The 26,225-nt window shown below is 63.8% G+C and carries 21 protein-coding genes; 7 read left to right on the top strand and 14 right to left on the bottom strand.

The window, feature by feature from the left end; genetic code table 11:
* Positions 1–29: 29 nt before the first annotated feature.
* The 6 genes from ACN6NG_RS11600 to ACN6NG_RS11575 form a co-directional block, all read right to left on the bottom strand.
* Positions 30–824, bottom strand: a complete 795-nt coding sequence (locus tag ACN6NG_RS11600; RefSeq protein WP_474314034.1) for an enoyl-CoA hydratase/isomerase family protein — start codon at positions 822–824, stop codon at positions 30–32.
* A 342-nt stretch (positions 825–1,166) separates the two neighbouring features.
* Positions 1,167–2,573, bottom strand: a complete 1,407-nt coding sequence (locus ACN6NG_RS11595; RefSeq protein ID WP_016499182.1) for an amino acid permease — start codon at positions 2,571–2,573, stop codon at positions 1,167–1,169.
* 196 nt (positions 2,574–2,769) lie between these two features.
* Positions 2,770–5,022, bottom strand: coding sequence for an ATP-binding protein (locus ACN6NG_RS11590; protein ID WP_474314033.1), 2,253 nt, complete (start codon positions 5,020–5,022; stop codon positions 2,770–2,772).
* Entirely contained in the window at positions 5,019–5,804 is a 786-nt protein-coding gene (locus ACN6NG_RS11585) for a substrate-binding periplasmic protein (protein ID WP_197898455.1), read from the bottom strand. The genes ACN6NG_RS11590 and ACN6NG_RS11585 overlap by 4 nt, the downstream gene beginning before the upstream one ends.
* Positions 5,801–6,517 carry a response regulator gene (locus tag ACN6NG_RS11580; RefSeq protein ID WP_474314032.1) on the bottom strand — a complete coding sequence of 239 codons (717 nt, stop codon included), beginning with the start codon at positions 6,515–6,517 and terminating at the stop codon, positions 5,801–5,803. The genes ACN6NG_RS11585 and ACN6NG_RS11580 overlap by 4 nt, the downstream gene beginning before the upstream one ends.
* A gap of 73 nt (positions 6,518–6,590) precedes the next feature.
* On the bottom strand, positions 6,591–7,235 hold the full coding sequence (locus ACN6NG_RS11575; RefSeq protein ID WP_264362840.1) for a TetR family transcriptional regulator C-terminal domain-containing protein: 645 nt from the start codon (positions 7,233–7,235) through the stop codon (positions 6,591–6,593).
* A 102-nt stretch (positions 7,236–7,337) separates the two neighbouring features.
* On the opposite strand from ACN6NG_RS11575, the gene ACN6NG_RS11570 reads away from it, so the two are divergent.
* Positions 7,338–8,084, top strand: coding sequence for an enoyl-CoA hydratase-related protein (locus ACN6NG_RS11570; RefSeq protein ID WP_474314030.1), 747 nt, complete (start codon positions 7,338–7,340; stop codon positions 8,082–8,084).
* A 162-nt stretch (positions 8,085–8,246) separates the two neighbouring features.
* Here ACN6NG_RS11570 and ACN6NG_RS11565 read toward each other — a convergent pair whose 3' ends face one another.
* The 4 genes from ACN6NG_RS11565 to ACN6NG_RS11550 form a co-directional block, all read right to left on the bottom strand.
* Positions 8,247–9,302, bottom strand: a complete 1,056-nt coding sequence (locus ACN6NG_RS11565) for a lipocalin-like domain-containing protein (protein ID WP_474314027.1) — start codon at positions 9,300–9,302, stop codon at positions 8,247–8,249.
* Complete coding sequence (locus tag ACN6NG_RS11560; protein WP_474314025.1) at positions 9,292–11,745, bottom strand: ABC transporter permease; 2,454 nt, start codon at positions 11,743–11,745, stop codon at positions 9,292–9,294. Before ACN6NG_RS11560 ends, ACN6NG_RS11565 begins: the two co-directional genes overlap by 11 nt.
* A complete protein-coding gene (locus ACN6NG_RS11555; protein WP_063423607.1) occupies positions 11,745–12,410 on the bottom strand; it encodes an ABC transporter ATP-binding protein in 666 nt (221 codons plus the stop codon). The genes ACN6NG_RS11560 and ACN6NG_RS11555 overlap by 1 nt, the downstream gene beginning before the upstream one ends.
* Positions 12,411–12,501: 91 nt before the next feature.
* A complete protein-coding gene (locus ACN6NG_RS11550) occupies positions 12,502–13,362 on the bottom strand; it encodes a DMT family transporter (RefSeq protein WP_063423606.1) in 861 nt (286 codons plus the stop codon).
* 514 nt (positions 13,363–13,876) lie between these two features.
* Here ACN6NG_RS11550 and ACN6NG_RS11545 point away from each other — a divergent pair.
* Positions 13,877–14,944 carry a Rieske 2Fe-2S domain-containing protein gene (locus ACN6NG_RS11545; protein WP_474314023.1) on the top strand — a complete coding sequence of 356 codons (1,068 nt, stop codon included), beginning with the start codon at positions 13,877–13,879 and terminating at the stop codon, positions 14,942–14,944.
* A gap of 12 nt (positions 14,945–14,956) precedes the next feature.
* On the top strand, positions 14,957–15,907 hold the full coding sequence (locus tag ACN6NG_RS11540) for a PDR/VanB family oxidoreductase (protein ID WP_059396336.1): 951 nt from the start codon (positions 14,957–14,959) through the stop codon (positions 15,905–15,907).
* A gap of 6 nt (positions 15,908–15,913) precedes the next feature.
* On the opposite strand, the gene ACN6NG_RS11535 is transcribed toward ACN6NG_RS11540, so the two are convergent.
* From ACN6NG_RS11535 to ACN6NG_RS11525, 3 genes are all read right to left on the bottom strand, one after another.
* Entirely contained in the window at positions 15,914–16,627 is a 714-nt protein-coding gene (locus ACN6NG_RS11535) for a GntR family transcriptional regulator (RefSeq protein ID WP_474314044.1), read from the bottom strand.
* A 292-nt stretch (positions 16,628–16,919) separates the two neighbouring features.
* The gene (locus ACN6NG_RS11530; RefSeq protein ID WP_474314021.1) at positions 16,920–18,173 is read right to left on the bottom strand and encodes an OprD family porin; all 1,254 of its coding nucleotides are present in this window, start codon (positions 18,171–18,173) and stop codon (positions 16,920–16,922) included.
* 102 nt (positions 18,174–18,275) lie between these two features.
* Positions 18,276–19,616 (bottom strand): MFS transporter, encoded by a 1,341-nt coding sequence (locus tag ACN6NG_RS11525; protein WP_474314020.1) that lies wholly within the window; start codon positions 19,614–19,616, stop codon positions 18,276–18,278.
* Positions 19,617–20,179: 563 nt separating this feature from the next.
* Between ACN6NG_RS11525 and mrdA the strand changes: the two genes are divergently transcribed.
* The 4 genes from mrdA (at position 20,180) to sfnR (ending at position 25,280) form a co-directional block, all read left to right on the top strand.
* Positions 20,180–22,075 carry a penicillin-binding protein 2 gene (gene mrdA, locus ACN6NG_RS11520; protein ID WP_028613185.1) on the top strand — a complete coding sequence of 632 codons (1,896 nt, stop codon included), beginning with the start codon at positions 20,180–20,182 and terminating at the stop codon, positions 22,073–22,075.
* Positions 22,076–22,412: 337 nt separating this feature from the next.
* On the top strand, positions 22,413–22,973 hold the full coding sequence (gene msuE / locus ACN6NG_RS11515) for an FMN reductase (protein WP_086975141.1): 561 nt from the start codon (positions 22,413–22,415) through the stop codon (positions 22,971–22,973).
* Between the two features lie 9 nt (positions 22,974–22,982).
* Positions 22,983–24,170 (top strand): acyl-CoA dehydrogenase family protein, encoded by a 1,188-nt coding sequence (locus ACN6NG_RS11510; protein WP_353456738.1) that lies wholly within the window; start codon positions 22,983–22,985, stop codon positions 24,168–24,170.
* A gap of 9 nt (positions 24,171–24,179) precedes the next feature.
* Positions 24,180–25,280 (top strand): sigma54-dependent transcriptional activator SfnR, encoded by a 1,101-nt coding sequence (gene sfnR, locus ACN6NG_RS11505; RefSeq protein ID WP_197898477.1) that lies wholly within the window; start codon positions 24,180–24,182, stop codon positions 25,278–25,280.
* A 228-nt stretch (positions 25,281–25,508) separates the two neighbouring features.
* Here sfnR and ACN6NG_RS11500 read toward each other — a convergent pair whose 3' ends face one another.
* Positions 25,509–26,135, bottom strand: coding sequence for a glutathione S-transferase family protein (locus ACN6NG_RS11500; RefSeq protein WP_474314019.1), 627 nt, complete (start codon positions 26,133–26,135; stop codon positions 25,509–25,511).
* Positions 26,136–26,225: the final 90 nt, after the last annotated feature.

The raw sequence follows: 26,225 nt of genomic DNA, 5'->3' as shown, positions 1-26,225 counted from the left end.
CGAAGGTCCTGGTCAGGGTCGGTATCGGGTTACTGGCCGGTGAAACGGGGGGCGCGGCGTTCAACCGAGGCTTGCAGCGCCTCGGCGCCATCCTGGCTGCGGCCGCACAGCAGGCCGGCGTGGCGCTCGGCCTCCAGCTGCTCGGCCAAGGTGCGGCGGGCGCCGTCGCGGATCAGCTGCTTGGTCTGCGCATAGGCGAACGTCGGGCCGTTGGCCAGGCGCCCGGCCAACTCGGCCGCCACGGCAAGCAGTTGCTCGTCGGCGCAGACTTCGCTGACCAGCCCGGCCGCCAAGGCACGCTCGGCGCCCCACAGTTCATCGAGGAACAACAAGCGCTTGGCCTGCTCGCTGCCGATCAGCCGTGGCAAGTGCCAGCTGGCGCCGGCATCGGGGCTGTAGCCCATGCTGGTGTAGCCGGCCTTGAAACGCGCAGAGGCAGCGGCGATACGCAGGTCGCAGCACAGGCTGAGGTCCATGCCACCGCCCACAGCGGTGCCGTTGATAGCGGCGAGGGTGGGCTTGTCGAGGCTGTGCAGGCGCAACATCAGGGCGTGGGCGGTTTCGGTCCAGCCGTAGCTTTCCAGGGTGCCCGCAGCTTCGGCGGCAGCCCACTCGGCCAGGTCGGCGCCGGCGCAGAAGCTGCGACCGCTGCCGGTAAGCACCACCACGCGTACGGCCGGGTCGCTGTTGTGGCTTTCGAGCAAGGCGTGCAGTTGCTCGAGGGTGGGGATGTCCAGCGCGTTGCGTTGCTCGGGGCGGTTGAGGGTGATCCAGGCAACGCCGGCTTCGACTTTGCTCAACAGTGACGACGACGGGGTGGTCATGGGGGGCCTCGGTGTTGTTGTGATGGTTTTGGGAGGGCTTGATGAGGGAGATACTAAACGAGTGTTCAACAAGGCGGCAATTGGCGGACAAATGGCCTGTAACATCACTCCAAAACAATCTAACCTATTGTTTCAATAGTGATTTTTTTGACCTTGAGAGGGCTTAATCCGAGGTAGTTGTTACAACTTTGTACAACTGTGGGATTGCCGGGGGCGCTTTGCGCCCCTTTCGCGACACAAGGCCGCTCCCACAGGGTCTTTCACAGCGTTCAAGTCTGCGCAGTACCTGTGGGAGCGGCCTTGTGTCGCGATGGGCCGCAAAGCGGCCCCGGCAATCGTGAATCAAACGCCAGGCGCGCTCGGCTCAAAGGCGCCCTGCCGACGGCGATTGACGAAGAAGTACGCCGCGTAGCACAGGGCAATAAAGCCAAAGCCCCAGTACAGCGACGGCCGCTGGGTTTCATCCAGTGCCAGGAACACGAACAGCGAGCTGCACAGGGTGATGCACAGCAGCGGCACCAGTGGGTACAGCGGCGCCCTGTACTTCAGGTCCTGCAGTTGGCCACCTTCACGCAGGTAGGCCTTGCGGAAGCGGTACTGCGCCAGGGCGATGACGATCCAGGTCACGGTGCCAGACATCCCGCTCACCGCCATCAGCACCATGAACAGGGTGTCGGCGGCAATGAAGCTGGTCATCAGCGACACCAGGGCAAAGCACAGGGTGATGCTCAGCGCCCGCAGCGGCACGCCGCGCTTGCTCAGCGGGGCCAGGCTTTTCGGCGCCATGCCGCTCTTGGACATCGCCCAGAGAATGCGCGTAGAGGCGTACAGCCCGGAGTTGCCCACCGACAGGATGGCGGTGAGGATGACGAAGTTCATCACGTCGGCAGCAAAGGGGATGCCGACCATGTCGAACACCTGCACAAAAGGGCTTTCCATCAGGCCGGCCTGCTCGAACGGCACGATGGCCGACAGCACGGCGATCGCCAGCACATAGAAAATCAGCACGCGGAACACCACGTTGCGCACGGCGCGCGGGATGCTTTTTTCCGGGTGCTCGGTCTCGCCGGCCGCCACGCCCATGATTTCGCAGCCCTGAAACGCATAGACCACGGTCATCATCACCGCGAACACCGCCGACAGGCCGTGGGGGAACAGCGACTCGCCCACCAGGTTGTCCAGCATTGGCGCCGGCGCCCCGCTGCTAAGCGGGATGGCGCCGAAAATCACCAGCAGGCCAATGATGATAAAACCAAGGATGGTTGCCACCTTGATGCCCGAGAACCAGTACTCGGCCTCGCCAAAAGCGCGAGTGGCCAGGGCGTTGAGGCCGAACAGCACGACCACGAACAGTGCCGACCAGTACCAGATCGGCACCTCGGGGAACCAGCGGGTCATCAGCATGCCGGCAGCGGTGAACTCCAGGCCCACGGTAGTGGCCCAGCTCATCCAGTACACCCACCCGATCATGAAGCCGGTGGCCGGGCCGATGAACTTCGTGGCATGGGCCTGGAACGAGCCGGACACTGGCATCTGCACCGACAGTTCACCCAGGCAGACCATCACCAGGTACATCAGCAAGCCGGCCACCAGGTAGGCCAGGATCGCGCCCACCGGCCCGCCCTGGTTGATGGTCACGCCCGAACCCATGAACAGGCCGGTGCCGATCACCCCGCCCAGCGACAGCATGAAGATGTGCCGGCTTTTCAGGGCGCGGGTGAGCTGGATTTTTTCGTGGTTGTCAGTCATGGCGCACCTCGCCATTGCGGCAGGTGCGGGGGGCGTTACGAAGGAGGGGCTGAGCGCTACGGCATGTCATTATTCTTGTCTCCAATAAGCCTCATGGACCGCGTGCAACACGGTTGCAATGGATTATTGAAAACGGATGTAAGGTGCCGTTGTACGAACGGATCGAAGATGTAAAAAGTCGTAAGTTTTTTGTACGTCAGCTCTGGATCAACTGTTCCAGGGTCGCACGTGCTTGGCCGAGCTGGCTTGCCAGTAGCTCGGCAAGTGCGTTCAGCGCCTGCCCGTCATGCTGGCGGGCTGCGTCTTCCAGGCGTCGCAACAGCGCAGCCAGGCCAGAAAAACCCAGCGAGTCGCAACTGCCGGCCAGGCGATGGGCCAGGTGCAGCACTTCGGTAAAGTCCTGGGCCGGCAGCGCCTCGGCCAACGCTGTGGCGTGCTGCTCCAGTGACTGGCGCAACACGTTCAGCAGGCCCTGCAACTTCTGCTCGCCCAGCAGCGAGCGGTGGGTGGCCAGCAGCGACCAGTCCATGTTGGCGTCAATACCGGCCTGTTCAGTCGGCGTCGCGTCGGCCAGCGCCTGGCGCAGGTTGGCCAGCCGCAGGGGCTTGGCCAGCACACCTTGCATGCCGGCTTCCAGGTAACCCGACACTTGCCCCGGTTGCACGCCAGCGGTCAGCGCCACTATCCGGCTGTGGTGGTTAGGCCCGGGGGTAGCGCGAAGCTGCCGGCACAGTTCCACCCCGCTCATGCCGGGCAGGTGGACGTCCAGCAGGATCAGGTCGAAGCGCCGCTGTGCGCACAGCTGCAGGGCCTGCCCGGCATCCTCGGCAAAGCTCACCCGGTGGCCATCGCGCACCAGCAAGCCGCCTGCCACCTCACGGTTCAGCGCGACATCCTCGACCACCAGGATATCCAGGCTGGCACTGACCGACTGGGCTGGCTCAGGGGGTGAACCCGGCTGCCCAAGGGCCATGTCGAGCTCGAACCAGAAGCAACTGCCCTGCCCTTGCACACTGTCCAGGCCAATGCAGCCCCCCAGCTTTTCCACCAGGTGCTTGCAGATCGCCAGGCCCAGACCGGTGCCGCCGTAGCGGCGTGCCACAGCTTCGCTGGCCTGGACGAAGCGCTCGAAGATTTTCGCCTGGACGGCCGGCTCGATGCCGATGCCATTGTCACTGACCGACAGGCGCAGGCGCTGCGTGGTCGCATCGCTGGCCAGCACCTGTACCTTGAGCCGCACCTGGCCGTGCTCGGTGAATTTGATGGCATTGGCCAGCAGGTTGCTGAGCACCTGACGCAGGTACTGCTCGGCGCCGTGCTGGTAACCGGCCAACTGCTCATCAACCTCCAGATGCAGTGTGTCGCCGTTGTCCGCAGCCATGGGTTCGAGCAGCGCCAGCACTTCCTGGCACAATTGGCGCAGCGAAAAGCCGACCAGCTCGGCGCGGCTCTCCCCTTCTTCGAGCCGGGCGAAGTACAGCACTTCGTTGAGAATTGCCAACAGCCCCTCGCCGGCCTTGTACAAGGCTTCCAGGCGCTGACGGTCGGCCGCATCCAGACGGCCACCGCGTAGCAGCTCGGCCATGCCCAGGATACCGTTGAGCGGGGTGCGCAGCTCGTGGCTCATGGTCGCCAGAAAGCGCGACTTGGCCAGGTTGGCGGCCTCGGCGTCATCCTTGGCCCGGGCCAGGCTGGCGGTACGTCGCTCGACCATGGCCTGCAGTTCGTCGCGCTTGTCTTGCAACGCCAGGCGGTCGCGCTCGCGGCGTTCAATGTCGCTGAGGATGGCGCGGCGCATATCGTCCAGGGCATTGGCCACCGTGTCGATTTCGTCAGGGCGCGATGAACGGCGGCGCCCCAGGCGCAACGGTTCCTGCCATTGGCCGGCGCCAATACGCCGGGCGAACTCGGCCATCACTTGCAGATGGCGGGTGACCAGGCGATAGAACAGCCCCGACAGCGCCACTGCCAGGCCGCACAGGAACACCCCCATCCACAGCAGGCTGGCAAGGCCGGTGGCATACAACCGATGGTGCACCGCCCCCAGGTCGATACTCACTTCCAGCTCACCCAGGTGCCTGGCGGGGCCCGAGGGGGGCTGAAAATCCAGGGGGAAGCGCTCGATGCGCAGCGGCCCCTTGGGTTCGGCCTCCCCTCGCAGCAGTTGAAAATCGTCGCTAACCAAGCGCACCCGGGCCACGTCGGAAAAATCCACCAGGCCGCGCAATTGCGTATCGAGCTGCGCCTCGTCCAGGTCCCACAGGCTGCGCTCCAGGCTGGCGAGGTAGCCGGCGCGGATCAACGCCATGCGTGCCTCGATGTCGCGCATCTCGCGGCGGTATTCGAAATACAGCTGCACGCTACTGGCCAGTACGGTAAAGCACAGGCTGAACAACAGGATGAACCGAAGCAGGCGGCGCAGCAGGCCATCGGTGTGCAGGCGAATCATCGGGCATCTGCCGGCAGGTTGATCATGTCGCGGTAGGTGACCTCGCTCTGCTCCAGCCAGCGCGCGATCTCGCCAGCCTGGTTCATGCGCCGCAACTGAGCGTCGATTTCGTCCATGTGCTGGCTCAGGGGTGATTGCCGCGATACGGCAACGCGCAGGTAGTCCACGCTCAGCGCGCTGGGCAATACGCGGATGTCCTGCGCGCCTGGCAGGTGCTCGATGAACAGTTGACCGGTGCGCCGCTCCTGGATCACGTAGTCGATGCGCCCGCGGATCAGCTTGCCGAAGTTCTGCTGGCTGGAAGACACCCGCTCGATGTTCTGATGCCGGGCGACGAAGCGGTCGAATTCGGCGCCGTAGCTTTCGCCGTACAACAGGCCGCCGCGGTAACCGGCCAGGTCCTCCAGCTGCTGAAACTGCACTGGCCGTTTCCGGTTGTAGAACACTGCCACTTCCTCGCGCACTACCGGCTCCGTGGAAAAATGCATGCGCTGGTCCCGTTGGTCGCTGTTGTAGGCCAGCACCACGTCTACCCGCCCGGCGGCAGCGTCCATCAGGCAGCGTTTCCAGTTGCCCAGCACCACGGTCTGCACCTGGTAGCCCATGCGGGCGAACAGTTCGCGCACCACGGTTGGCGCCAGGCCACGCACCTGGTGGCCGTCGCTCCAGGACATCGGCGGGTACACCGGGTAATCGCAGTAGCGCACCGTCTGTGCCGCACCGGCCGGCACAGCGAGCAATGCCAGCACCATCGCCCAGGCACGGCGGGCGCGGTGGGTCATGCGGCCACGCTGGCAGTGAACAGGTAGCCGGTACCGTGAATGGTGATGATCAGTTGCGGCTCAGCCGGGTCATCGTGCAGCTTGCGCCGCAGGCGACCGACCAGCACGTCGATGGAGCGGTCGTTAGGCACCCACTCGCGGTTGCGAATCTGGGCCATCAGCTGGTCGCGGCTCAGGGTATGGCCGCTGTTGCGCAGGAACACGCTGAGCAACTGGAACTCACCGTGGGTCAGCAGGGTTTGCCCGCCGCGTGGGTCGATCAGGCGACGGCGGTCGGTGTCCAGCGCCCAGTCGGCAAACTGTTTCAGCGACTGCGCGCAGGCCGGTGCCGGGTGCACTTCGCGGGCATGGCGCACGCGGCGGATCAGGTTTTTGGCGCGCGATACCAGCTCGCGGGGGTTGAGCGGTTTGATTACGTAGTCGTCGGCGCCGCATTCCAGGCCGACAATGCGGTCGATGTCGTCGTTGCGGCCGGTGATGAGGATGATGCCCACCTCCGAGCGCACCCGCAGCTCGCGGGTCAGGGTGAGGCCGTCCTTGCCAGGCAAGCGGATGTCCAGCAGCACCAGGTCGACATCCTGGCTGCCAAGCAGGGCTTCGGCCTTTTCTGCCGTGTCGGCACAGTGCACGTCGTAGCCTTCCTGGGACAGATAGGCCTGCAGCAAGTCACGAATAAGCGGATCGTCATCGACGATCAATACCCGAGGCGTCATTGCGTGTTGTCTCTTTTTATTGGTGTTGTTCTACACACTCGCGCCAGCAGCGTACTCGTTACTGAACAGACGATCAACAGCCCTCGGGCAGGCTGAAGCGCCGCCGACCACCGGCCTGCAGGCCATCGACCCAGGCCTCGCAGATAATCACGCCCTGCTCGGGGGTGAAGGTGCCGGGGTTGAGCCCCGACTCCAGCCACAGGCCATCGAGCAGGGCACTGAGGCTGATGGCCGCGAGGTCGGCATCGAAGCCCTGCCAGCCCTCCTGCGCGGCCAACTCGGCCAGCAACCGGCTCAGCTCCTTGCGGTACTCGCCATAGGAATGATCATGCACCTGGTTGATCGCATCGGCCGTCTTGACCGCGCCCCAAAAGGCCAGCCAGGCGTCGAGCAGTTGCGGGTCCAGCAACTCTGCGCAAAACGAGGCGCGGAAAAACGCCGACAGCCGCTCCCGGGCATTGGGCGCGGCCTGCGCCATGGCTTCACGCAGCAGCCCCATCACCCGCCCGGTGACGGCCAGGTAGGCTTCGGCAACCAGCTCGTCCTTGCCGGCGTAGTGGTGGCTGATCAGCCCGACCGAGACCCCGGCCTCGGCCGAAATCTTGCGGATCGAAGCCCCTTGGAATCCGTGGCGTTTGAGGCATACCAGGGTCGCTTCGACCAGGTTGGCCTTGCGCAATTCCGGCAGCATGCGGTGGTAGCGGGCTTCCTGGCTCATCAAGGGTTCTCGGTTCAGGGGCTGGACTGAACGACTGTACAACAAGCCGGACTGCGTGATAAACCCTTGGCACACGTACCCACAACAACAAAAGCGGCTGCCATGAACGACCTGATCACACGCGAGCTGGACCAAGGCCTGCTGACCCTGGCCTTCAACCGCCCCGACAAGCTCAACGCCCTGAACACCGCCATGTACCAGCAACTGGGCGACCTGCTGCTGGCAGCGGGTGAAGACCCTGGCGTCGATGCCATTATCATCACCGGTGGCGCCCACTGCTTCACCGCTGGCAACGACCTGCGCGACTTCCTCGACAACCCGCCCACTGACCTGGACAGCCCGGTGTTCCGCCTGATGCGGGTGGTCATGGGGCTGGACAAGCCGCTGATCGCGGCAGTCAGTGGCGCAGCAATCGGCATCGGCGCCACCTTGCTGCTGCATTGTGACCAGGTGCTGGTCAGCCGCTCGACCAAGCTGCGCATGCCTTTCGCACCGTTGGGGGTGTGCCCGGAGTTTGGCTCCAGCCTGTTGCTGCCACGCTTGCTTGGCCAGGCCCGCGCCGCCGGCCTGCTGCTGGGTAACGCGTTGCTGGATGGCGAACAGGCGGTGGCCTGGGGGCTGGCCAATGAGCTGCATGAAGAAGGCGAACAGTGCCTGGCCGCAGCGCGCAAGCTGGCGCGGCAGCTGCAAACTTACCCGCAGGCGGCGCTGCGCATCAGCAAGCGGCTGATGAAGGACAGCCAGCGGGCGGAGCTGGAGGCCACGGTGGCGCGGGAAAGCCAGTTGTTTATCGAGTGCTTGCGCACCGAAGAAGCACGGGCCGTGTTACGGCGGCTGATCAAAGATTGAATGGTCTGGCGCGCCCCCTGTAGGAGCGGCCTTGCGTCGCGAAAGGGGTGCGAAGCGCCCCCAGGATCTGCGCCTCGCCGCAGAATCGCCGGGGCCGCTTTGCGGCCCGTTCGCGACGCAAGGCCGCTCCTACAAGGGATCGCGTGATGACGGCTATAGGCTCTAGTAGCCAGTCATCTCCAGATACCCGCGCCCACCCGCACTCCCGCTCAACCGCACCGGCCCTTCCCAGTACGGGAACCGCGTATCCATCCAGGCCCGTGGTTCCACCGCCTGGACCTGCACATCCACCCCATGCGCCGGCACCTGCACCCGCCAGCGCGTCGGTACCTGCTTGCCATTCTTCTGCTCGGCCCAGGCCAGGGCCTGCAACTGCACCTGCGCGCCTTGTAGCGCTAACACTTCACCTTGCGGGCCAACCCACGTGCCGGCGCGGTAGGCATCGCCCTCAGCCTGACGCACCTGGAACACCATCAGCTTGGCACCACTGTCCAGGTGCAGCGAAAACCAGTCCCACCCGGTTTGCCCGGCCGCCAGCGGCTGGCTGCTCCATTCCCGGTCCAGCCAGGCCTGGCCGGTGACCGCGATGCACATGCCTCCACGCTCCACCTCCCCGTGCACACGGTAAAACGGCTGGCTGTAATAGTAAGAGGCCTGCCCCTTGCCGGATTTCTCGCTGTAACCCTGGTCGCCGTGCAGCACCAAGGGGCGATCACTGCGCAAACGCAAGTCGTAGCGAAAACCTTCGCCACCGGCAGCCATTTGCAGGCTTTCGATGCCCGACCTGCCCTGCAACGACCAATCATTGACCCAGGCACGGAACGGCTGGGCCTGCACGCCGGCCTGGCCGATACCGCCGCGCGCCAGAGTTTCGCCAGACTGGTGACCACCCGGCCCGGTCAGGGCCGCGTGCCCCATCCACAGGTTGGGGCTGTTCCAGTCGGTGGTTTCAGGGCCGGGGCGCAGGGCCGAGCGGAACAGGGTCCACTGCGCGCCCCAGTCACGCCCTTGGGCGTCCTTGAGATTGGCGGTGATGTACCACCATTCGATGCGAAAGCCATCGTGCGCGCCGTGGTCACGCGGGAATGCCAGGCGATGCGCGCGGGCCACCTGGCTGAAACCGTCTGCCTGCTGCCCCAGCCCGGCATAGCCTTGCGGCGCCGGCGGATCACAAGCGCATAGCAGGGCGCATAGCAACAGCAAGGCGTTACGCTTCATCGGCAAACGGCCTCAACAGTTCGCGGGGCTGGCGGCGCGCCAGTTGCCACAGCGGCCAGGCGCAGGCCAACAGACTGGTGAACAACCCCAAGGCGGCCAGTTGCAGCAGCTGCACGGGGAATACGTAAAGCGGCAGGCGCCAGCCGAACGCCTGCACGTTGACCACCGCCACCAGGCACCAGGCCAACAACACCCCCAACGGAATGGCAAGCAGTACCGTGAAACTGCTCAGCATCAGTGTCTGCCCCAGGCTCAGCCACACCAGTTGTCTGCGCTGCACACCCAGCGCCCACAGGGGTGCCAGCTGGCTCAGCCGCGTTTGGCCCAACGTCAGCAAGTTGATGAACAGCGCCACGCCGGCGACGCCAAGCGTGAGGCTGTTGAGCGCAGCAGTGGCGGCAAAGGTACGGTTGAACACCTCGGTGGACCAGCGTTTCAGGCGTGCCTGCTCTACCACGCGGCTGTCGTCCAGGGCGAAGCGCTGTTGCAACGCGGCCTTGATGGCGAGCACTTGTTCAGCGGGCAAGTCAACGCTCAAGCCGGTTAGCGCTGCCTGTGGCCAATGCTTGCGTAACCAGCCGGCATTGACCAGAACATGGCCCTTGGGGTTACCGTAATCGGCATAGATCCCCACCACCGTCATCGCCTCTGAAGGCAGCGCCAGGCGGTCGCCCAGTTGCACCTTCAGGCGCCTGGCCAGCTGTTCACTGAGCATCACCGCATGCCCGTCGGCCAACGTTTCCCAAGCGTGAGGCTGCTGCTGCAGTAACGGCCAACGTTTGAGGTAGGCCGGGTGATCGACGATACCCTGGAGCTGCACCGGCCAGCCCCGCAGCTGCGTTTCTACACGCCAGCCGGGCAGCACCACACTCGCTGCAGATTGCTGCCCTAGCCACTGCGCAATCTCCAGACCTTGGGCGGTATCCCGAGGGGTGACGTACAGGTCGGCAGACAGGCGCAGGTCCAGCCAGCCGACAAAGGTCTTGCGAAAGCCTTCGGTCATGCTGCCCACGCCGACACTGGCAGCCAGCGCCAGCAACAATGCCATCAGCGCCAGGCTCAGGGCCGGCAGTTGCTGGCGGCTGTCGGCGACAAACCATTGCGCCAAAGGTCGCCGGCAATACGGCGTCAGCAAGGCCAGAGCCCGGTCGAGCAAGGCCGGCAACAACAGCGCCGCCGCCAGCAACAGCCCAGCCAGCATGGCAAACGCGCTGGCCAGACGGTTACCCAGCACGCCACAGCCCAAGGCCAGCAGCAACAGAACGCCCGCTATGCAAGCCTGGCGCCTCAACCATGGCCCCTGCGCCAGCCGCCAAGCCTGAGGCTGCGCCAACGCCAGCAATGGCAACCGGGCTGCACGCAACACGCTGCCCAGCCCTGCCAGCAATGCCCCCAGCACACTCACAAGCACCCCCACCAGCCACCACCACGCGGGCAGGCTCAGGGTACCGGCAACCTGGGCGCCGTACAGGCCGCGCAAACTGGCTGCCACATCGGGCAACAACCACGCGGCCAGCACATACCCGCTGGCCACACCGGCCAGCCCGCCCAGGACGGCGAACAGACCCAGCTCCAGCATCAAGGCGCACAGCAGGGTGTTCAAGCTGACGCCACAGGCGCGCAGATTGCGGATCAACCCACGCCGCTGTTCTAGCGCCAGACCGATTGCGGCATGGGCGATAAACAGGCCTACGACGAACGCCAGCAGGCCGAGAGCAGTCAGGTTGAGGTGAAAGCTTTCCGTCAGCCGCTGCAACCCGCCGTCGTCCTGTTGCGGTTGCAGTTCGAGGTAAACCGCAATATCAGCAGGCAGCGGCCCTGGCTTGCCGGCCACCAGCAATCGCGACAACTGCCCAGGCGCGTGCAGCAACCGCTGGGCATGGCCGATATCGACCACGATCACGCCGGGCGCCAATGCAGGCTGCAGGATCATGGGTGGGAGCAGTTGCCCTTCGCTGTCGCGCACCGCTGCCCCAAGCTCTGCGCCCAGTTGCCGCAAGGTGTCTGGCCCGGCCCACGCTTGCCCGGGCGTGCCGATGAACGCCTGCACATCGAATGCTTGCGGCTGCACACCGGCAATGCTGCTGGCCGGCGGCAGGCTCAAAGGGTCGATGCCCAGCAGGCGCACGTTGCGCGCGGGCTCCCCAGGCAAGCGCAAGCGCCCTTCCAGCACGGGCGTTACTGGCCAACCCTGCTTGCGCAATTGCACGTAAAGCCCTTGGTCGAAGCGCTCACCGTTGCGCGGCACTAGCTGTGCCTGCAGCGGCCCGGCCAGCACGGCACTGGCCCGGGCGTAGTCGCTGCGTGCCTGGCTGTTCAGCGCCTGCACGCCCGTCCACAGCGCCGTGGCCAGCCACAGCCCGGTGAAGATACTGAAAAACTGCACACGATGGCGCCGCCAATGGCTGAACAACGCCAACAGGGCCAGCGACAAAAGCCTCATCACCCCGACTCTGGCTGAACGCGACCGGCCTGCAGCTGGCAACGCCGCTGCAAGCGTGCCGCCAGCCGGGGGCTGTGGGTCACCATCAGCACACCGCTGCCGGCCTCGGCGACCAGTTGCAGCAACAGGCTCAGCACCTCATCACTGCTGGCTTCGTCAAGGCTGCCGGTGGGTTCGTCGGCCAGCAGCCAGGCCGGGCGCCCAGCCAGGGCGCGGCCGATGGCTACACGTTGCTGCTGGCCACCGGACAACTGCTCAGGGTAGCGCGCCAGCAAACCTGCCAAGCCCAACTGCTCTGCCAGGTAAGCCACCCATTGTGGGTCATGCCTGCCAGCCAGCCTGGCCTGAAAGGCCAGGTTCGCCGCCACGTCCAGGCTGCTGATCAGGTTGTATTGCTGGAACACCAGGCCAATGCCCTCCCGCCGCCACTGCGCCAGCGACGCCTCCGAACGGCCGTCGAGCGGGACGTCGTCGATCAGGATGCGGCCGCTGTCGGCACGGTCCAGGCCGGCAATCAGGTGCAGCAACGTGCTCTTGCCGCTGCCCGACTCCCCCATCAGCGCCAGGCTGCTACCGCGTGCCAGACGCAGGTCCACGCCCTGCAGGACAGGGAGCGGGCCTTGGGGGGTAGGGAATGATTTGTGGAGCTGTTCGATGGCGAGCATCGACGGGCCTTTATGGTGTGCGTCTGCTTAGTAATAGCAGGTCCGAACCGCAGGGGCGCACAGTCTGATTCATCCTGGGCTGACGTAGCGCCTACAGCAGATGCAGCACTACCGCGCCTAGCAGAACGAAACTCACGCCCAACAACTGCCCTGCCGTTAAACGCTCTTTGTAGAACACATAACCGAGCATGGCCGCCACCCCACCAGAAAGCGTACTAATAACCGTTACAACGGCAATCGAACCCTCAAGCACCCCGAATGAAAACGCTGCGAAACCACCCAGATTGAAAAGACTGGCACCGCTCAAAGCGCCATAATCTTTTAAGGTCAAATTGTTACCCCCTCGAAAATCACGATACATAAGCAACAGAAATAGAGCGCCCACGCAGTAGTTCAACCAGAGCATGTTGATTGGGCCTACAGCGGGCAGCGCATATTTACCTTGGACCCAGAAACTGACGCCGTAAAAACCAGCGGCCAGCAGCGCAAAAATAATTGCCTGCCCCTCGCGTCGGTTTAAGCGAGACGCGGGATTGCTGTGCCCCAGGCCCACAGCCATCACACCAAATGCGCAGATGGCGATCCCAATAAACTGATAGGCAGTCAAGCGTTCGCCCCCTGCCCAAGCCAAGATTGTTGTGACGATACCGTAGGACGTGACCACTGGCGCAACTATTGCGGTGCGTCCCTCGGTTAACGCCTTGGCCAGGGAGAGAGCGCCGAGTAGCGTCAACACCGCCGCGACAAGACAGAGGATCACGGATTCTACACTGACTGCGACAATCGAATTGAGGCTGCTTGATTGCAAAGCAAAAATACTCAGGACCACCAGTCCCAATACTTGGCTGTAGAGCACTGAACGCCTGATACCAAGCGACCTGCCATTTACGCTCACCAAATAATCTGTAGCCCCCCAACATAAGGCTGCCACCAAGCCCATTACCACATCCACTTCAACACCCCTTTGTTGTATTTAGCGAGCCTCACTTCGCGTACACCTATTATGTTTGCGACCACTTCATTCAATAAGCCGCTTGATGGCGCTGTCAATGACGTGTATTGCAACTAAGCGTGACGAGAGTCGTCACGTAGGAATTATCTGATCTTAAGTAGATCCTTTAACCTACAAGAAATCGAATAATTCATAGGTCACTTGTGTCATCTACATAACTCGCAACCAAATGGCACGGGGGCCGCCCGTGTTCGCGGGCAAGCCTGCTCCTACAGAGGATGCGTCAGCCCTTGGCTTTTTGGCTAAGGCACATGTCCACCTGCTTTCAAGACCTGCCACTGAGACCGCCCAAGCTCCTACCGAGCACGGCCTGAGGGATTGGCGCCAATGGATCCATGCATCGTTCGATAACCGCACAGGACTCGCCATTTTTATGCATCATGTGTTGACCTTGCTCTGATGTCGAAGCTCTAATGGATCCATTAAATAAAAACAAAACCCTGGAGAGCCTCCCATGTACCCCAAAAACACCTGGTACGTCGCCTGCACCCCCGACGAGATCGCCACCAAGCCGCTTGGCCGGCAGATCTGCGGCGAAAAGATCGTGTTTTACCGCGCCCAAGAGAACAAAGTGGCCGCCGTCGAGGACTTCTGCCCCCACCGTGGCGCGCCGTTGTCCTTGGGCTATGTCGAGGACGGCAACCTGGTGTGTGGCTACCACGGCCTGGTCATGGGCTGCGACGGCAAGACCGTGTCGATGCCGGGCCAGCGCGTGCGTGGCTTTCCTTGCAACAAGACCTTTGCGGCCGTCGAACGCTATGGCTTCATCTGGGTCTGGCCCGGCGACCAGGCACAGGCCGACCCGGCGCTGATCCCGCACCTTGAATGGGCGGTGAATGATGAGTGGGCATACGGCGGCGGGCTGTTCCACATTGGTTGTGACTACCGGCTGATGATCGACAACCTGATGGACCTCACCCACGAAACCTACGTGCATGCCTCCAGCATCGGCCAGAAGGAAATCGACGAGGCGCCGCCAGTCACCACCGTCACCGGCGACGAGGTGGTTACCTCCCGGCACATGGAGAACATCATGGCCCCGCCCTTCTGGCGCATGGCCCTGCGTGGCAACGGCCTGGCCGACGATGTGCCAGTGGATCGCTGGCAGATCTGCCGCTTCACTCCGCCCAGCCATGTGCTGATCGAAGTGGGCGTAGCCCATGCCGGAAAGGGCGGCTACCACGCCGAGGCCCAGCACAAGGCGTCGAGCATCGTGGTGGATTTCATCACCCCGGAAACCGACACCTCGATCTGGTACTTCTGGGGCATGGCGCGCAACTTCGCCGCCCACGACCAGGCCCTGACCGAAAACATTCGTGAGGGCCAGGGCAAGATTTTCAGCGAAGACCTGGAGATGCTCGAGCGCCAGCAACAGAACCTGCTGGCCTACCCCGAGCGCAACCTGCTGAAGCTGAACATCGATGCTGGCGGCGTGCAGTCGCGCAAGGTGCTGGAGCGGATCATCGCCAAAGAACGTGCGCCGCAGCCGCAACTGATCGCTACCAGCGCCACCCCTGCCTAAGGAACAGCCGACATGATCGATGCCGTTGTGGTATCCCGTAACGATGAAGCGCAAGGTATTTGCAGCTTCGAGCTGGCGGCGGCGGATGGCAGCCTGCTGCCGGCGTTCAGCGCTGGCGCGCATATCGACGTGCACTTGCCCGATGGGCTGGTGCGCCAGTATTCGCTGTGCAATCACCCCGAAGAGCGCCACCGCTACCTGATTGGCGTGCTCAACGACCCGGCTTCGCGGGGCGGCTCACGCAGCCTGCATGAGCAGGTGCAGGCCGGCGCACGGCTGCGCATCAGCGCGCCGCGCAACTTGTTCCCGCTGGCCGAGGGCGCGCAGCGCAGCCTGCTGTTTGCCGGTGGCATCGGCATTACCCCGATCCTGTGCATGGCCGAGCAGTTGTCCCACAGCGGCCATGATTTCGAGCTGCACTACTGTGCCCGCTCCAGCGAGCGTGCGGCCTTTGTCGAGCGCATTCGCAACGCGCCGTTCGCTGACCGCCTGTTCGTGCACTTTGACGAGCAACCGGAGACCGCACTGGATATCGCCCAGGTGCTGGGCAACCCGCAAGAGGATGTGCACCTGTATGTTTGCGGGCCCGGCGGGTTCATGCAGCATGTGCTGGACAGCGCCAAGGGGCTGGGCTGGCAGGAGGCCAACCTGCACCGCGAGTACTTTGCCGCGGCGCCAGTGGATGCCAGCAACGATGGCAGTTTCTCGGTGCAGGTGGGCAGCACGGGGCAAGTATTTGAGGTGCCAGCCGACCAGACCGTGGCCCAGGTGCTGGAACAGCACGGTATCGAGATTGCAATGTCGTGCGAGCAGGGTATTTGCGGCACCTGCCTGACCCGCGTGCTGCAGGGCACGCCGGACCACCGCGACATGTTCCTCACCGAAGAGGAGCAGGCGCTGAACGATCAGTTCACGCCCTGCTGCTCGCGCTCGAAAACGCCGTTGCTGGTGCTGGATATCTGAGCCGGTTTACGACGAGGGCAGGATAACCTTCATGCGCGCGTCTGCCGTTGCCCCGCCAAAGGTCTCGGCGTAGCGCAGGGTGGCATTGGCGTGCTCGCGCATGATCGCTTCGGCGCGGGCACCCTGGCGGTTGCTCAGGGCGTCGAACACCGCGTGGTGCTGCATGTGGGCGAAGTTGAAGCGCCGGTATTCGCGGGCCAGGTCATGGCGGTCCACCGCCAGTGCGGTGACCGACGCGAACGGCAGGTGGTCGTTGCGCGCCAGGGCACTGGCGATGGCCGGGTTGTTGCTGGCTTCGATGATCACCTGGTGAAAGCGCATGTTCAGGTCGTGGTAGGCCTGCAGGTCGTCTTCGGTCACGAAGCCCTTGTCGAATAGCTGATCGCCATCGACCAGACACTGTTGCAGCGCCGCACGTGCTGACGCTGACAAGCCACGCTCTGCGGCTTGGCGAGCGGCCAACCCCTCCAGCACGCCGCGTACCTCGACCGCGCCAGCGATATCATCGGCGCTGACCGAGCGCACCTGAAACCCCCGGCCGCCAAAACGCACCAGCAGGCCTTCCTGCTCGAGGGTACGAAATGCCATGCGCACCGGCATGCGTGAGACGCCGAACAGTTCGGCGGTAGGAACTTCCATCAGGCGCTCGCCGGCCGCCAGCTCGCCCGAGGCGATCATCTTGCGCAGCGCAACCAGCACCATTTGACCGGGTTTGCTCATCCAGGCTACTTCCAGGGGCATGAGCGGGCATCTTAGCGCAAGCCGAGGGGTTGCTGCAGGCCTGTTCGGAATGCACCCCACAAGGCTGAGAAAAGATGTGCTTGCGGGTTCACCCGCGAAGCAGGCAACGCTGTGCCTGGCACCGGCTTCGCCGGTGTTCGCGGCTAAAGCCGCTCCCACAGTGATCGCGCTAGCGCTTAGGTGCTATGCAAAGCAGTTGCCCCCATAGGTACTGCATAAGCCTGAAGCCTGCGCGAACCTGTAGGACCGTGCTCACCGGGCATATTGCTGCTTACAGCGTCAGCGGGTAGCTGACGATCAGGCGGGTCTGGTCGAAATCGCTGTTGAAGCTGCGCCGGTTGGTGGCGTTGTTCAGGCGGATGTTGAGGTTCTTCAACGCCCCGCTCTGGAACGTGTAGTTCACCTCGGTATCACGCTCCCACTCCTTGCCATTGCTGCCCGCCGCCGTGGTGGCATTTTCGCCATGACCGTAACGCACCATGGCCAGCAACCCCGGCACACCCAGCGCGGCAAAGTTGTAGTCGTAGCGCACTTGCCACGAGCGCTCGTCGGCGTTGCTGAAGTTGCCGTTGAACATGTCGTTGCCCAAGGTGCGCCCGCTGCTGCCGTACACCGACATCCACTGGCTGTCGCCACTCACTTTCTGCAACCCCACGTACAGCGTGTGACCACTGTGCGAAGCTGACAGCAAGGCGTAGCCCGTGCGGCTCTGGATATCGCCAATGCGCGCCTGGCCGTCATCACGGTCGATGAAGTAACCCAGGTTGGCCCCCAGCGTCCACTCGCCCACTCGCTGGCTGTGCAGCAGGTTGAAGTAGCTTTGCTGGTATATGTCTTCCAACTGCGAATGCCACGCGCCGATCAGGGTGCGCTGCTGGTTGAAGCGGTACTCGGCGCCGGCGTAGTTGAAGCCGTCCGAGGTGACCCCGGGCGCGGCCCAGGCAGAGAGGTCCTGCATATCGGACGAGTTGCGCAGGCTGACTTCGCGGTACTGGCCGGCTTGCAGGCTCAGGCCTTCGATTTCCCGCGAGTCGAGCATGGCGCCACGGAAGGTTTGCGGCAGCAGGCGGCCATCGTCGTAGCGCAGCAGCGGGATATCCGGCAGCAGCTCACCCACCTTCAGCTCGGTCGATGAAATACGCAGCTTGGCCGCCAGCCCGGCGCGGCCATAGTTGTCGGCCGCCTGCCCGTCGTCGTGCACCGGCAGCAGTTCGGAGCCGCTGGTACCACGGCCACTGTCCAGCTTCACGCCGAACATGGCGATGCCATCCAGGCCAACACCGATCAGCCCCGGGGTGTAGCCAGAGCTGAACTTGAAGATGAAGCCCTGGGCCCATTCTTCGACTTTGCTCTTGGCCGCACCCGGGTCACGGAAATCGCGATTGAAGTAGTAGTTGCGCAGTGTCAGCCCGACCTTGGCGTCTTCAAAGAAGCCCCCCTCCTCGGCCCAAGCCGGCATACCCAGGCCAAGCGCCAGCGAAACGGCCAAGGCCGAACGGGCCAGCGTGCAAGTTGTGTGCATCATTATTATTGTTCTCCGCTTTCAATAGGCGCAGCCGACCGCCCCAGGTCAACTTGGCCCAGGGCAGCACACTGCATTCAGATACCCGGCCGGACCGGGTTGCGCTCAGTGACTCAGTGCATCAGCGGGCTGGGCGCACGCCGGCTTGGTCATTGGGCGCAGCAACAGCAGGCAAGCCGCTGCAAGCACGAAGACGCTGGCAAACACCCCGTACAGGTGCAGCGGTTGCCAGCCGCCATCGAGCAACACGCCGGCCACGGTCGGCGACAGGATGGCGCCCAGGCGGCCGATGCCGATGCCCCAGCCCACGCCGGTAGCGCGCACCGAGGCGTCATAGACCACCGGCGACAGGGCATACAGGCCGGCCACGCAGCCGTTGGAGAACAGCCCGATCAGCAACCCCAGCGCCAAGGCGGCACTGACCGACGCGCCATTGACCACGAACAGCACCAGCAGCGCCGCGGTGATCAGCATGAACAGGGCCAGCACGCGGGTGAGTGGCCAGCGCGAAGCCAGGCCACCGATCAGCGCCGCGCCAAGGATGCCGCCAACACTCAACAGCACCCCGCCGGTGATGCCCTGCTGTGCCGACAGGCCGGCGGCGACCAGCAGTTTCGGCGTCCAGCTCATGACGAAGTAGAAGCCGAACATGACCAGGAAAAACAGCAACCAGATCACCAGTGTGGTGCGGCGCATGGCAGGTGCCAGTAGCTGCCGGAAGCCGCGGGCGGCGCCCGGGTCCCTTGCTGCGGGTGTTGGCAGGTGTGCCAGCGCCGGCTGGCCAAGGCGCACGGCCAGGCGGTTGACCCGTGCCAGGGCATTGGCCGGGCGACGCGCCAGCAGAAAGTCCAGCGACTCCGGCAGCCACAACAGCACCAGCGGGATCACCAGCACGGTGACAATGCCACCAAACAGGAACACCGAGCGCCAGCCCCAATGCCCCAGCAGCCATACCGCCAGCAAACCACCCAGCGTCGCCCCCAGGGCATAACCGGTTGACTGCAAACTCACCGCCAGGCCGCGCCAGCGTTTGCTGGCGTACTCACTGGCAATCACGTTGCTGCTGGCCAGGATGCCACCGATGCCCAGCCCGGTCAGGCCACGCAGCAGCGCCAGTTGCAACGGGCTCTGGCTCATTGCCGAGAGCAGCATGCCGATGCCGGAAAGCGTCAGGCACAGCAGGATCAGCGGGCGACGGCCAAAGCGGTCGGCCCACGGCGCGATGAACAACGAACCGGCCGCCATGCCGAACAGGCCGGCGCTGAGCAGTAGCCCCACCTGTGCGCCGTTCAGGTTCCACTCGGCGGACACCGACGAGGCAGTGAAGGCCATGACCAGTACGTCAAAGCCATCGATCATGTTGAGGACGATGCAAATACCAATGGCCAGGTACTGGAAGCGGCCCATCGGGTCGTTGTCCAGGCGTTGCTTGAGATCGGTATTCATGGAGTCACCTGCCAGTTGGCCACAGGCGGGAGGACAGATGCGCACGCGCAGGCAAGACGGGAGGAACCCTGACAGTTCCGGGCCGCTGGATAGCCATTCATGACTGAACCCTTTTTGTAATTGTTATTGCATACGGCAGGAGGGCTCCGGCCGTTGTCAGGCGCTAATCAACCAGATAATGGATCCACAAACAACAGGTCGCATTTGATCACTCCGAGAAAATCAATCATGGCGAAGGTTGAAAATTGATGATCAGTAGGTTTTTATCTTATTTATCAATAATTTGATGATTTAATATCAAATCCAATTTTCGTTCGTTTATCGAACACTACAGATTTATGGATCCATAAAACACCAAAAAACCACACCTGGCACTTAAGGACTTAGCTGCCATGAACAAATCTTCATGTTCCCCGCCAGCGCCCTGATTGCGGGGCGAACAGCCGTTATCCACCCAGCGCCAGCCGCCGCTCGCCTTGAGGGCGCGGTAGGTGTTGCGTAGCATCCCCGGCCCGATCGCGCGCCCGCACAGCCACCGCGATACCTGCAAAAAAGAGCTACTGATGCCACAACCCATCCCCCTCAAGGACCACGAAAAGGAAAAGCACCTGGTCAATCGCCGGCTCCTGGCCTGCGCCATCCTGGTCTTCAGCCTGGTCGCCGTGCTGGTGGGGCGGCTGTATGTCTTGCAGGTGCTGCAGCACGACCAGCAGACCGCCGTGTCGGAAAACAACCGTGTGCACGTGCTGCCCATCGCCCCCGAACGCGGGCTGATCTACGACCGCAACGGCGTGGTGCTGGCGGACAACAAACCCAGCTTCGACCTGACCATGACCCGCGAGCGGGCCGGCGGCGACTCGGCCAAGGTGCTCGACACCCTCACCCAGGTGTTAGGCCTGACCGAAGACGACCGCAAGCAGTTCGACAAAGACCTGCGCCGTGGCCGCAAGCCGTTCGAGCCGGTGACCCTGATGGTGGGCCTGAGCGAAGAGCAGATCGCCCTGGTGGCGGTGAACCAGTTCCGTCTGCCGGGCCTGGAGGTAGAGCCGCAGTTCATCCGCGAATACCCCCTGGCAGGGCATTTCGCCCACTCGGTGGGTTATGTGGGGCGCATCAACGAGAAAGAGGCCAAGGTCCTCGACAGCACCGAGTACCGTGGCACCCAGTCAATCGGCAAGACCGGTATCGAACACTTCTACGAAAGCCAGCTGCACGGCCATGTGGGCTATGAGGAGGTCGAGACCAACGCCCAGGGCCGGGTGATGCGCGTGCTCAACCACAAGGCCCCGACCCCGGGGCAAGACATCGTGCTGACCCTGGACGCCCACTTGCAGGTGGCCGCAGAAAAGGCGCTGGGCGACCGCCGTGGCTCGGTGGTGGTACTGGACCCGGCCAACGGCGACGTGCTGGCAATGGTCAGCAACCCCAGCTTCGACCCCAACCTGTTCGTCAAGGGCATCAGCTTCAAGCAGTACGCCGAACTGCGCGATTCCATCGACCGCCCGCTGTTCAACCGCGTGCTGCGCGGCCTGTATGCCCCTGGCTCGACGGTGAAACCGGAAGTGGCCATCGCCGGCCTCGACAGCGGCGTGATCACGCCGGGCAGCCGGGTGTTCGACCCGGGCTACTACCAGTTGCCCAACTACGACCACAAGTACCGTAACTGGAACCGCAGCGGCGACGGCTGGGTGGACATGTACACCGCCATCATGCGGTCCAACGACACCTACTTCTACGACCTGGCGCACAAGCTGGGCATAGATCGCCTGCATGACTACATGGCCGAATTCGGCCTGGGCCAGAAGGTGTCGCTGGACATGTTCGAGGAGGCCTCCGGGCTGATGCCGTCGGCCCAGTGGAAGCGCGCCACCCGGCGCCAGGCATGGTTCCCGGGCGAAACGCTGATCCTGGGCATTGGCCAAGGCTACATGCAGGTCACTCCACTGCAGCTGGCCCAGGCCACCAGCCTGCTGGCGAGCAAGGGCGTGTGGCATCGCCCGCACCTGGCGATGACCGTGGGTGGCGATGCGCCGGTGGACCCCAACCCGATGCCCGATATCGTGCTGCACGACAAGCATGCCTGGGACCAGGTCAGCCAGGGCATGCAGATGGTCATGCACGACCCGCGCGGTATTGCCCGCGCCGCTGCGGCAGGCGCGCAGTACCGGATCGCCGGCAAGAGTGGTACCGCGCAGGTGGTGGCGATCAAGCAGGGTGAACGTTACAACCGCAACAAGACCCTGGAGCGCCACCGCGACAACGCCCTGTTTGTGGGCTTTGCACCGGCCGACCACCCGAGTGTGGTGGTGGCGGTGATGATCGAGAACGGTGAGGCTGGGGGCCGGGTGGCGGGGCCGGTGGTGCGCGAGGTGATGGATGCTTACCTGCTGGATGAGCAAGGGCATCTGAAGCCGGAGTATGCGGGCGGGGTGCCTGCTCGGGGGGTGCCGCACACTTGAGATTGCCGGGGCCGCTTCGCGCCCTATTTCGACGCAAGGCCGCTCCTACCCGTCCTGCGTTAGCCCGACAGGCGCCAAAAAGAAAATAATCGTATAAGAATATGAATTCTTATTCTTTTTTTTGAAAAGAGTAATACTTTATAACCTTCCCAACTGTACAGCAGCCAACACCCGGCCAACTGTCTGCAGCGCAACACCCGATCAACAGAAAACGCCCGCACGGCAACACCCGCGCAGGCACGAACTTGCGCTAACCCGTTGATCCCAAACAACATTAGAACCAGGCACGACGATTGCTCAAGCAAAGTCCCGCTCAACCAGAACCGGAGACCTGCCCATGAGCACCCCACTGAACGTCGTAGCCCTGTCCGGCGGTACTTCCCGCCCTTCGCGCACCCTGGCCTTGACCGAGGCGATCCTCGCCGAACTGGCCGAACACCTGCACATCAAGCCGCACCTGATCGAACTGGGCGACATCGCCCGCCCACTGGGTAGCGCCCTGTGGCGCAGCGAGCTGCCCGAAACCGTCGAACAGCAACTTCGCCTGGTGGAAAAGGCCGACCTGCTGGTGGTAACCACCCCCGTATACCGTGGCAGCTTCACCGGCCACTTCAAGCACTTGTTCGACCTGATCGGCCAGGACACCCTGGTCGATACCCCGGTACTGCTTGCCGCCACCGGTGGCAGTGAACGCCATGCACTGGTACTCGACCACCAGCTGCGCCCGCTATTCAGCTTCCTGCAGGCTTTGACCCTGCCCATCGGTGTGTTCGCCAGCCAGGCAGAGCTGGCCGACTACCGGGTTTCCAGCGATGCCCTCGCCGCCCGTATCCGCCTGGCCGCCGAACGTGCCGTGCCGCTGTTCGGCGCCCACCACGCATTGCGTAAAAGCGCCTGAGGAGCGGCCATGAGTGCACCTGTAAATGCCCCCCTGCGCCCGGCCTTGGCCATCGCCCGAGAACTGGCCGGGCAGTTTGCCCAGACCGCCGTCGAGCGCGACGAGCGTGGCGGCACGCCGAAAGCCGAGCGCGATGCCCTGCGTGGCAGCGGCCTGCTGTCGCTGGCAATCCCACAGGCCTTCGGCGGCCAGGGCGCCAACTGGCACGACACCTTCGCGGTGGTGCGCGAGTTCGCCCGGGTCGACAGCTCCATCGCCCACGTGTTCGGCTTTCACCACCTGATGCTGGCGACCGTGCGCCTGTTCTCACGCCCGGACCAGTGGCAGCCGTGGTTTGAACAGACCGCCCGCAAACAGTGGTTCTGGGGTAATGCCCTGAACCCGCTGGACACGCGCACGGTGGTCAAGCACTTCGACGGCTGGTGCGAGTTTTCTGGCAAGAAAAGCTTCTGCTCCGGCGCCAGCGACTCGGAAATGCTCATCGCCTCGGCGGTGGACGAACGTGCCGGCGGCAAACTGCTGATCGCCGCCATTCCCAGCGGCCGCACCGGTATCAGCCTGCACCGCGACTGGAACAACATCGGCCAGCGCCAGACCGACAGTGGCAGCGCCACGTTCGAGCGGGTGCGGGTCGAGCACAATGAACTGCTGCTCGACCCGGGCCCCCTGAGCACGCCGTTTGCTGCCCTGCGGCCGCTGATTGCCCAGCTGCACTTCGCCAACCTGTTCCTCGGCATCGCCGAGGGCGCCTTCGACGAAGCCCGCCAGTACACGCTGAAGGAAAGCCGGCCGTGGTTCCGCTCCAGCGCCGCCAGCAGTGCCGAAGACCCTTACGTGCTGCGGCATTACGGCGAGTTCTGGGTCGGCCTGGAAAGCGTGCGCCTGCTGATCGAACGGGCCGCGCGCCAACTGGACGCCGCCTGGGCCAAGGAACATGCGCTCACCGCCGAGGAGCGCGGCGACCTGGCGCTGGCCATCGGCACCGCCAAGGTCGCCGCCAGCCGCCACGGTCTGGACATCTGCAACCGCCTGTTCGAAGTCACCGGTGCCCGTGCCACCCATGCCTCGCTGCGCTTCGACCGCCACTGGCGCAACCTGCGCACGCAAACCCTGCACGACCCGGTGGACTACCGCATCCACGAACTCGGCGAGTGGGCCCTCAACGACAAACGCCCTGCCCCATCCTTCTACTCCTGAGGACTGCCCATGCAACTGCTGACCCTCCCCCCGTCACCGACACTGGCTACCTCGATCAGGGCGACCGCACAGGTCTTCGAAGACCCCAGGTCGCAGGCGCTGCTCGCCCACTTGCAACAGGTCGCCCCCAGCGAGGCCAGCGTCCTGATCATCGGCGAAACCGGCACGGGCAAGGAGCTGGTCGCACGGCACATCCACAACCTCAGCGGCCGGCGCAACGGGCCGTTCGTTGCGGTCAACTGCGGCGCGTTCTCTGAGTCGCTGGTGGAAGCCGAACTGTTCGGCCATGAAAAAGGCGCCTTCACCGGCGCCCTGTCGGCCAAGGCCGGCTGGTTCGAGGAGGCCAACGGCGGCACGCTGTTCCTCGACGAAATCGGCGACCTGCCGCTGCCAATCCAGGTCAAGCTGCTGCGCGTGCTGCAGGAGCGCGAGGTGGTGCGGCTCGGGTCGCGCAAGAGCATCCCGATCAACGTTCGGGTATTGGCCGCGACCAACGTGCAGCTGGAAAAGGCCATCAACGCCGGGCATTTCCGTGAGGACCTGTACTACCGGCTGAACGTAGTGACCTTGCAGTTGCACCCGTTGCGCGACCGCCCGGGTGACATCCTGCCGCTGGCCAGGCACTTCATCCGCAGTTACAGCGACCGGCTGGGCTACGGGCCGGTGGAACTGAGCCCCAAGGCCCAGGCCAAGCTGGTGGAATACAGTTGGCCGGGCAATATCCGCGAGCTGGAAAACGTGATTCACCACAGCTTGCTGACCTGTGGCGACGGTACGATACAGGCACAAGACCTGCGTTTGTCCAACCTGCGCATCGAGCGGCAAGAAGAGGAGCCGGCAGGCAATGGTGTGGAGGACTTGCTGCAGCGGGCGTTTAGCCGGTTGTACGAGGAGCAGTCGGGCGACCTGTACGAGAAAGTGGAAAACGCCCTGCTGCGCTCGGCCTATCGGTTCTGCCATTACAACCAGGTGCATACCGCGCAGTTGCTGGGGTTGTCACGCAACATCACGCGCACGCGGCTGATTGCGATTGGCGAGCTGGTGGTGAACAAGCGGCGCGGGCAGGAGCAGCAGGTGCTGGACAACCGGGTGGTGCGGTTGTCGATCTGAGCCCTGTAATGCCTGAGCCGGCCTCTTCGCGGCTAAAGCCGCTCCCACAGGGACAGCGCAAGCTTGAGGCTTAAGCAGTACCTGTGGGAGCGGCTTCAGCCGCGAACACCGGCGAAGCCGGTGCCATGTACCGGGTTGGGGCTTTCGCGGGCGCGCCCGCTCCCACAGGTATTGCGCCGGCTGCAAGACCATGCTTTACCCGTGGGAGCGGGCGTGCCCGCGAATGGGTCAGGATGCCGTGCGCGGCATCAGCTCATACGGGTGCTTCCACCCTGGCAGCGCCTGGATCCGCGCCTTCCACGCCTCTATATGGGTGAAGTCTGCCAACGCAATGCCGGTGTCCTCCGGCATGAATACATACCCCGCCAGCGACAGGTCGGCGATGGTCAGCCGGCCGCCAACCATGAACGGCGTCTTCGCCAGATGCGAGTCGACAATACGATAAGCCGCCGTGGCACGCTCACGAAGAAACCGGGTGACGTCCGTTTCGCCGGTGTTCTTCAGGCAGAACAGGAAGCGCAACGCGGCGTAATAGCTGGTGAACTTGTGGTTGTCGAACAGCATCCAGCGCCAGATCTCGCGCTTTTCGTCATCGTCACACGGGCCGAACTGGCCGGTCTGTTCGGCAAGGTATTCCAGTATCAGCGCAGACTGGGTGAAGGTTTTGCCCGCGTGCTCCAGCACCGGCACCTCGCCCTGCTCGTTCACCTCGTCACGCCAGGTTTGCTCCCGGGTCTGGCCATTAAAGAAGTCGACGAACACCGGCTGCCAGTCCTGGCCCGTGAGTTCAAGCATCAGCGCAGCCTTGTAGGCGTTGCCGGATTCGGCGAAGCAATGCAGCTTGTAGTCGGGCATGGTGGGACCTTCAATTTCCTTTGAATGATCTGTAGCCCGAGCAAATCACGCCCGGCCAGGAACGGTCAATGCCCTCAGCCAAAACATCCC

The organism is Pseudomonas sp. TSO6 (assembly GCF_056098905.1).
Note: the sequence above shows the minus strand (reverse complement) of the source record. Positions and strands in the feature narration are given on the sequence as shown.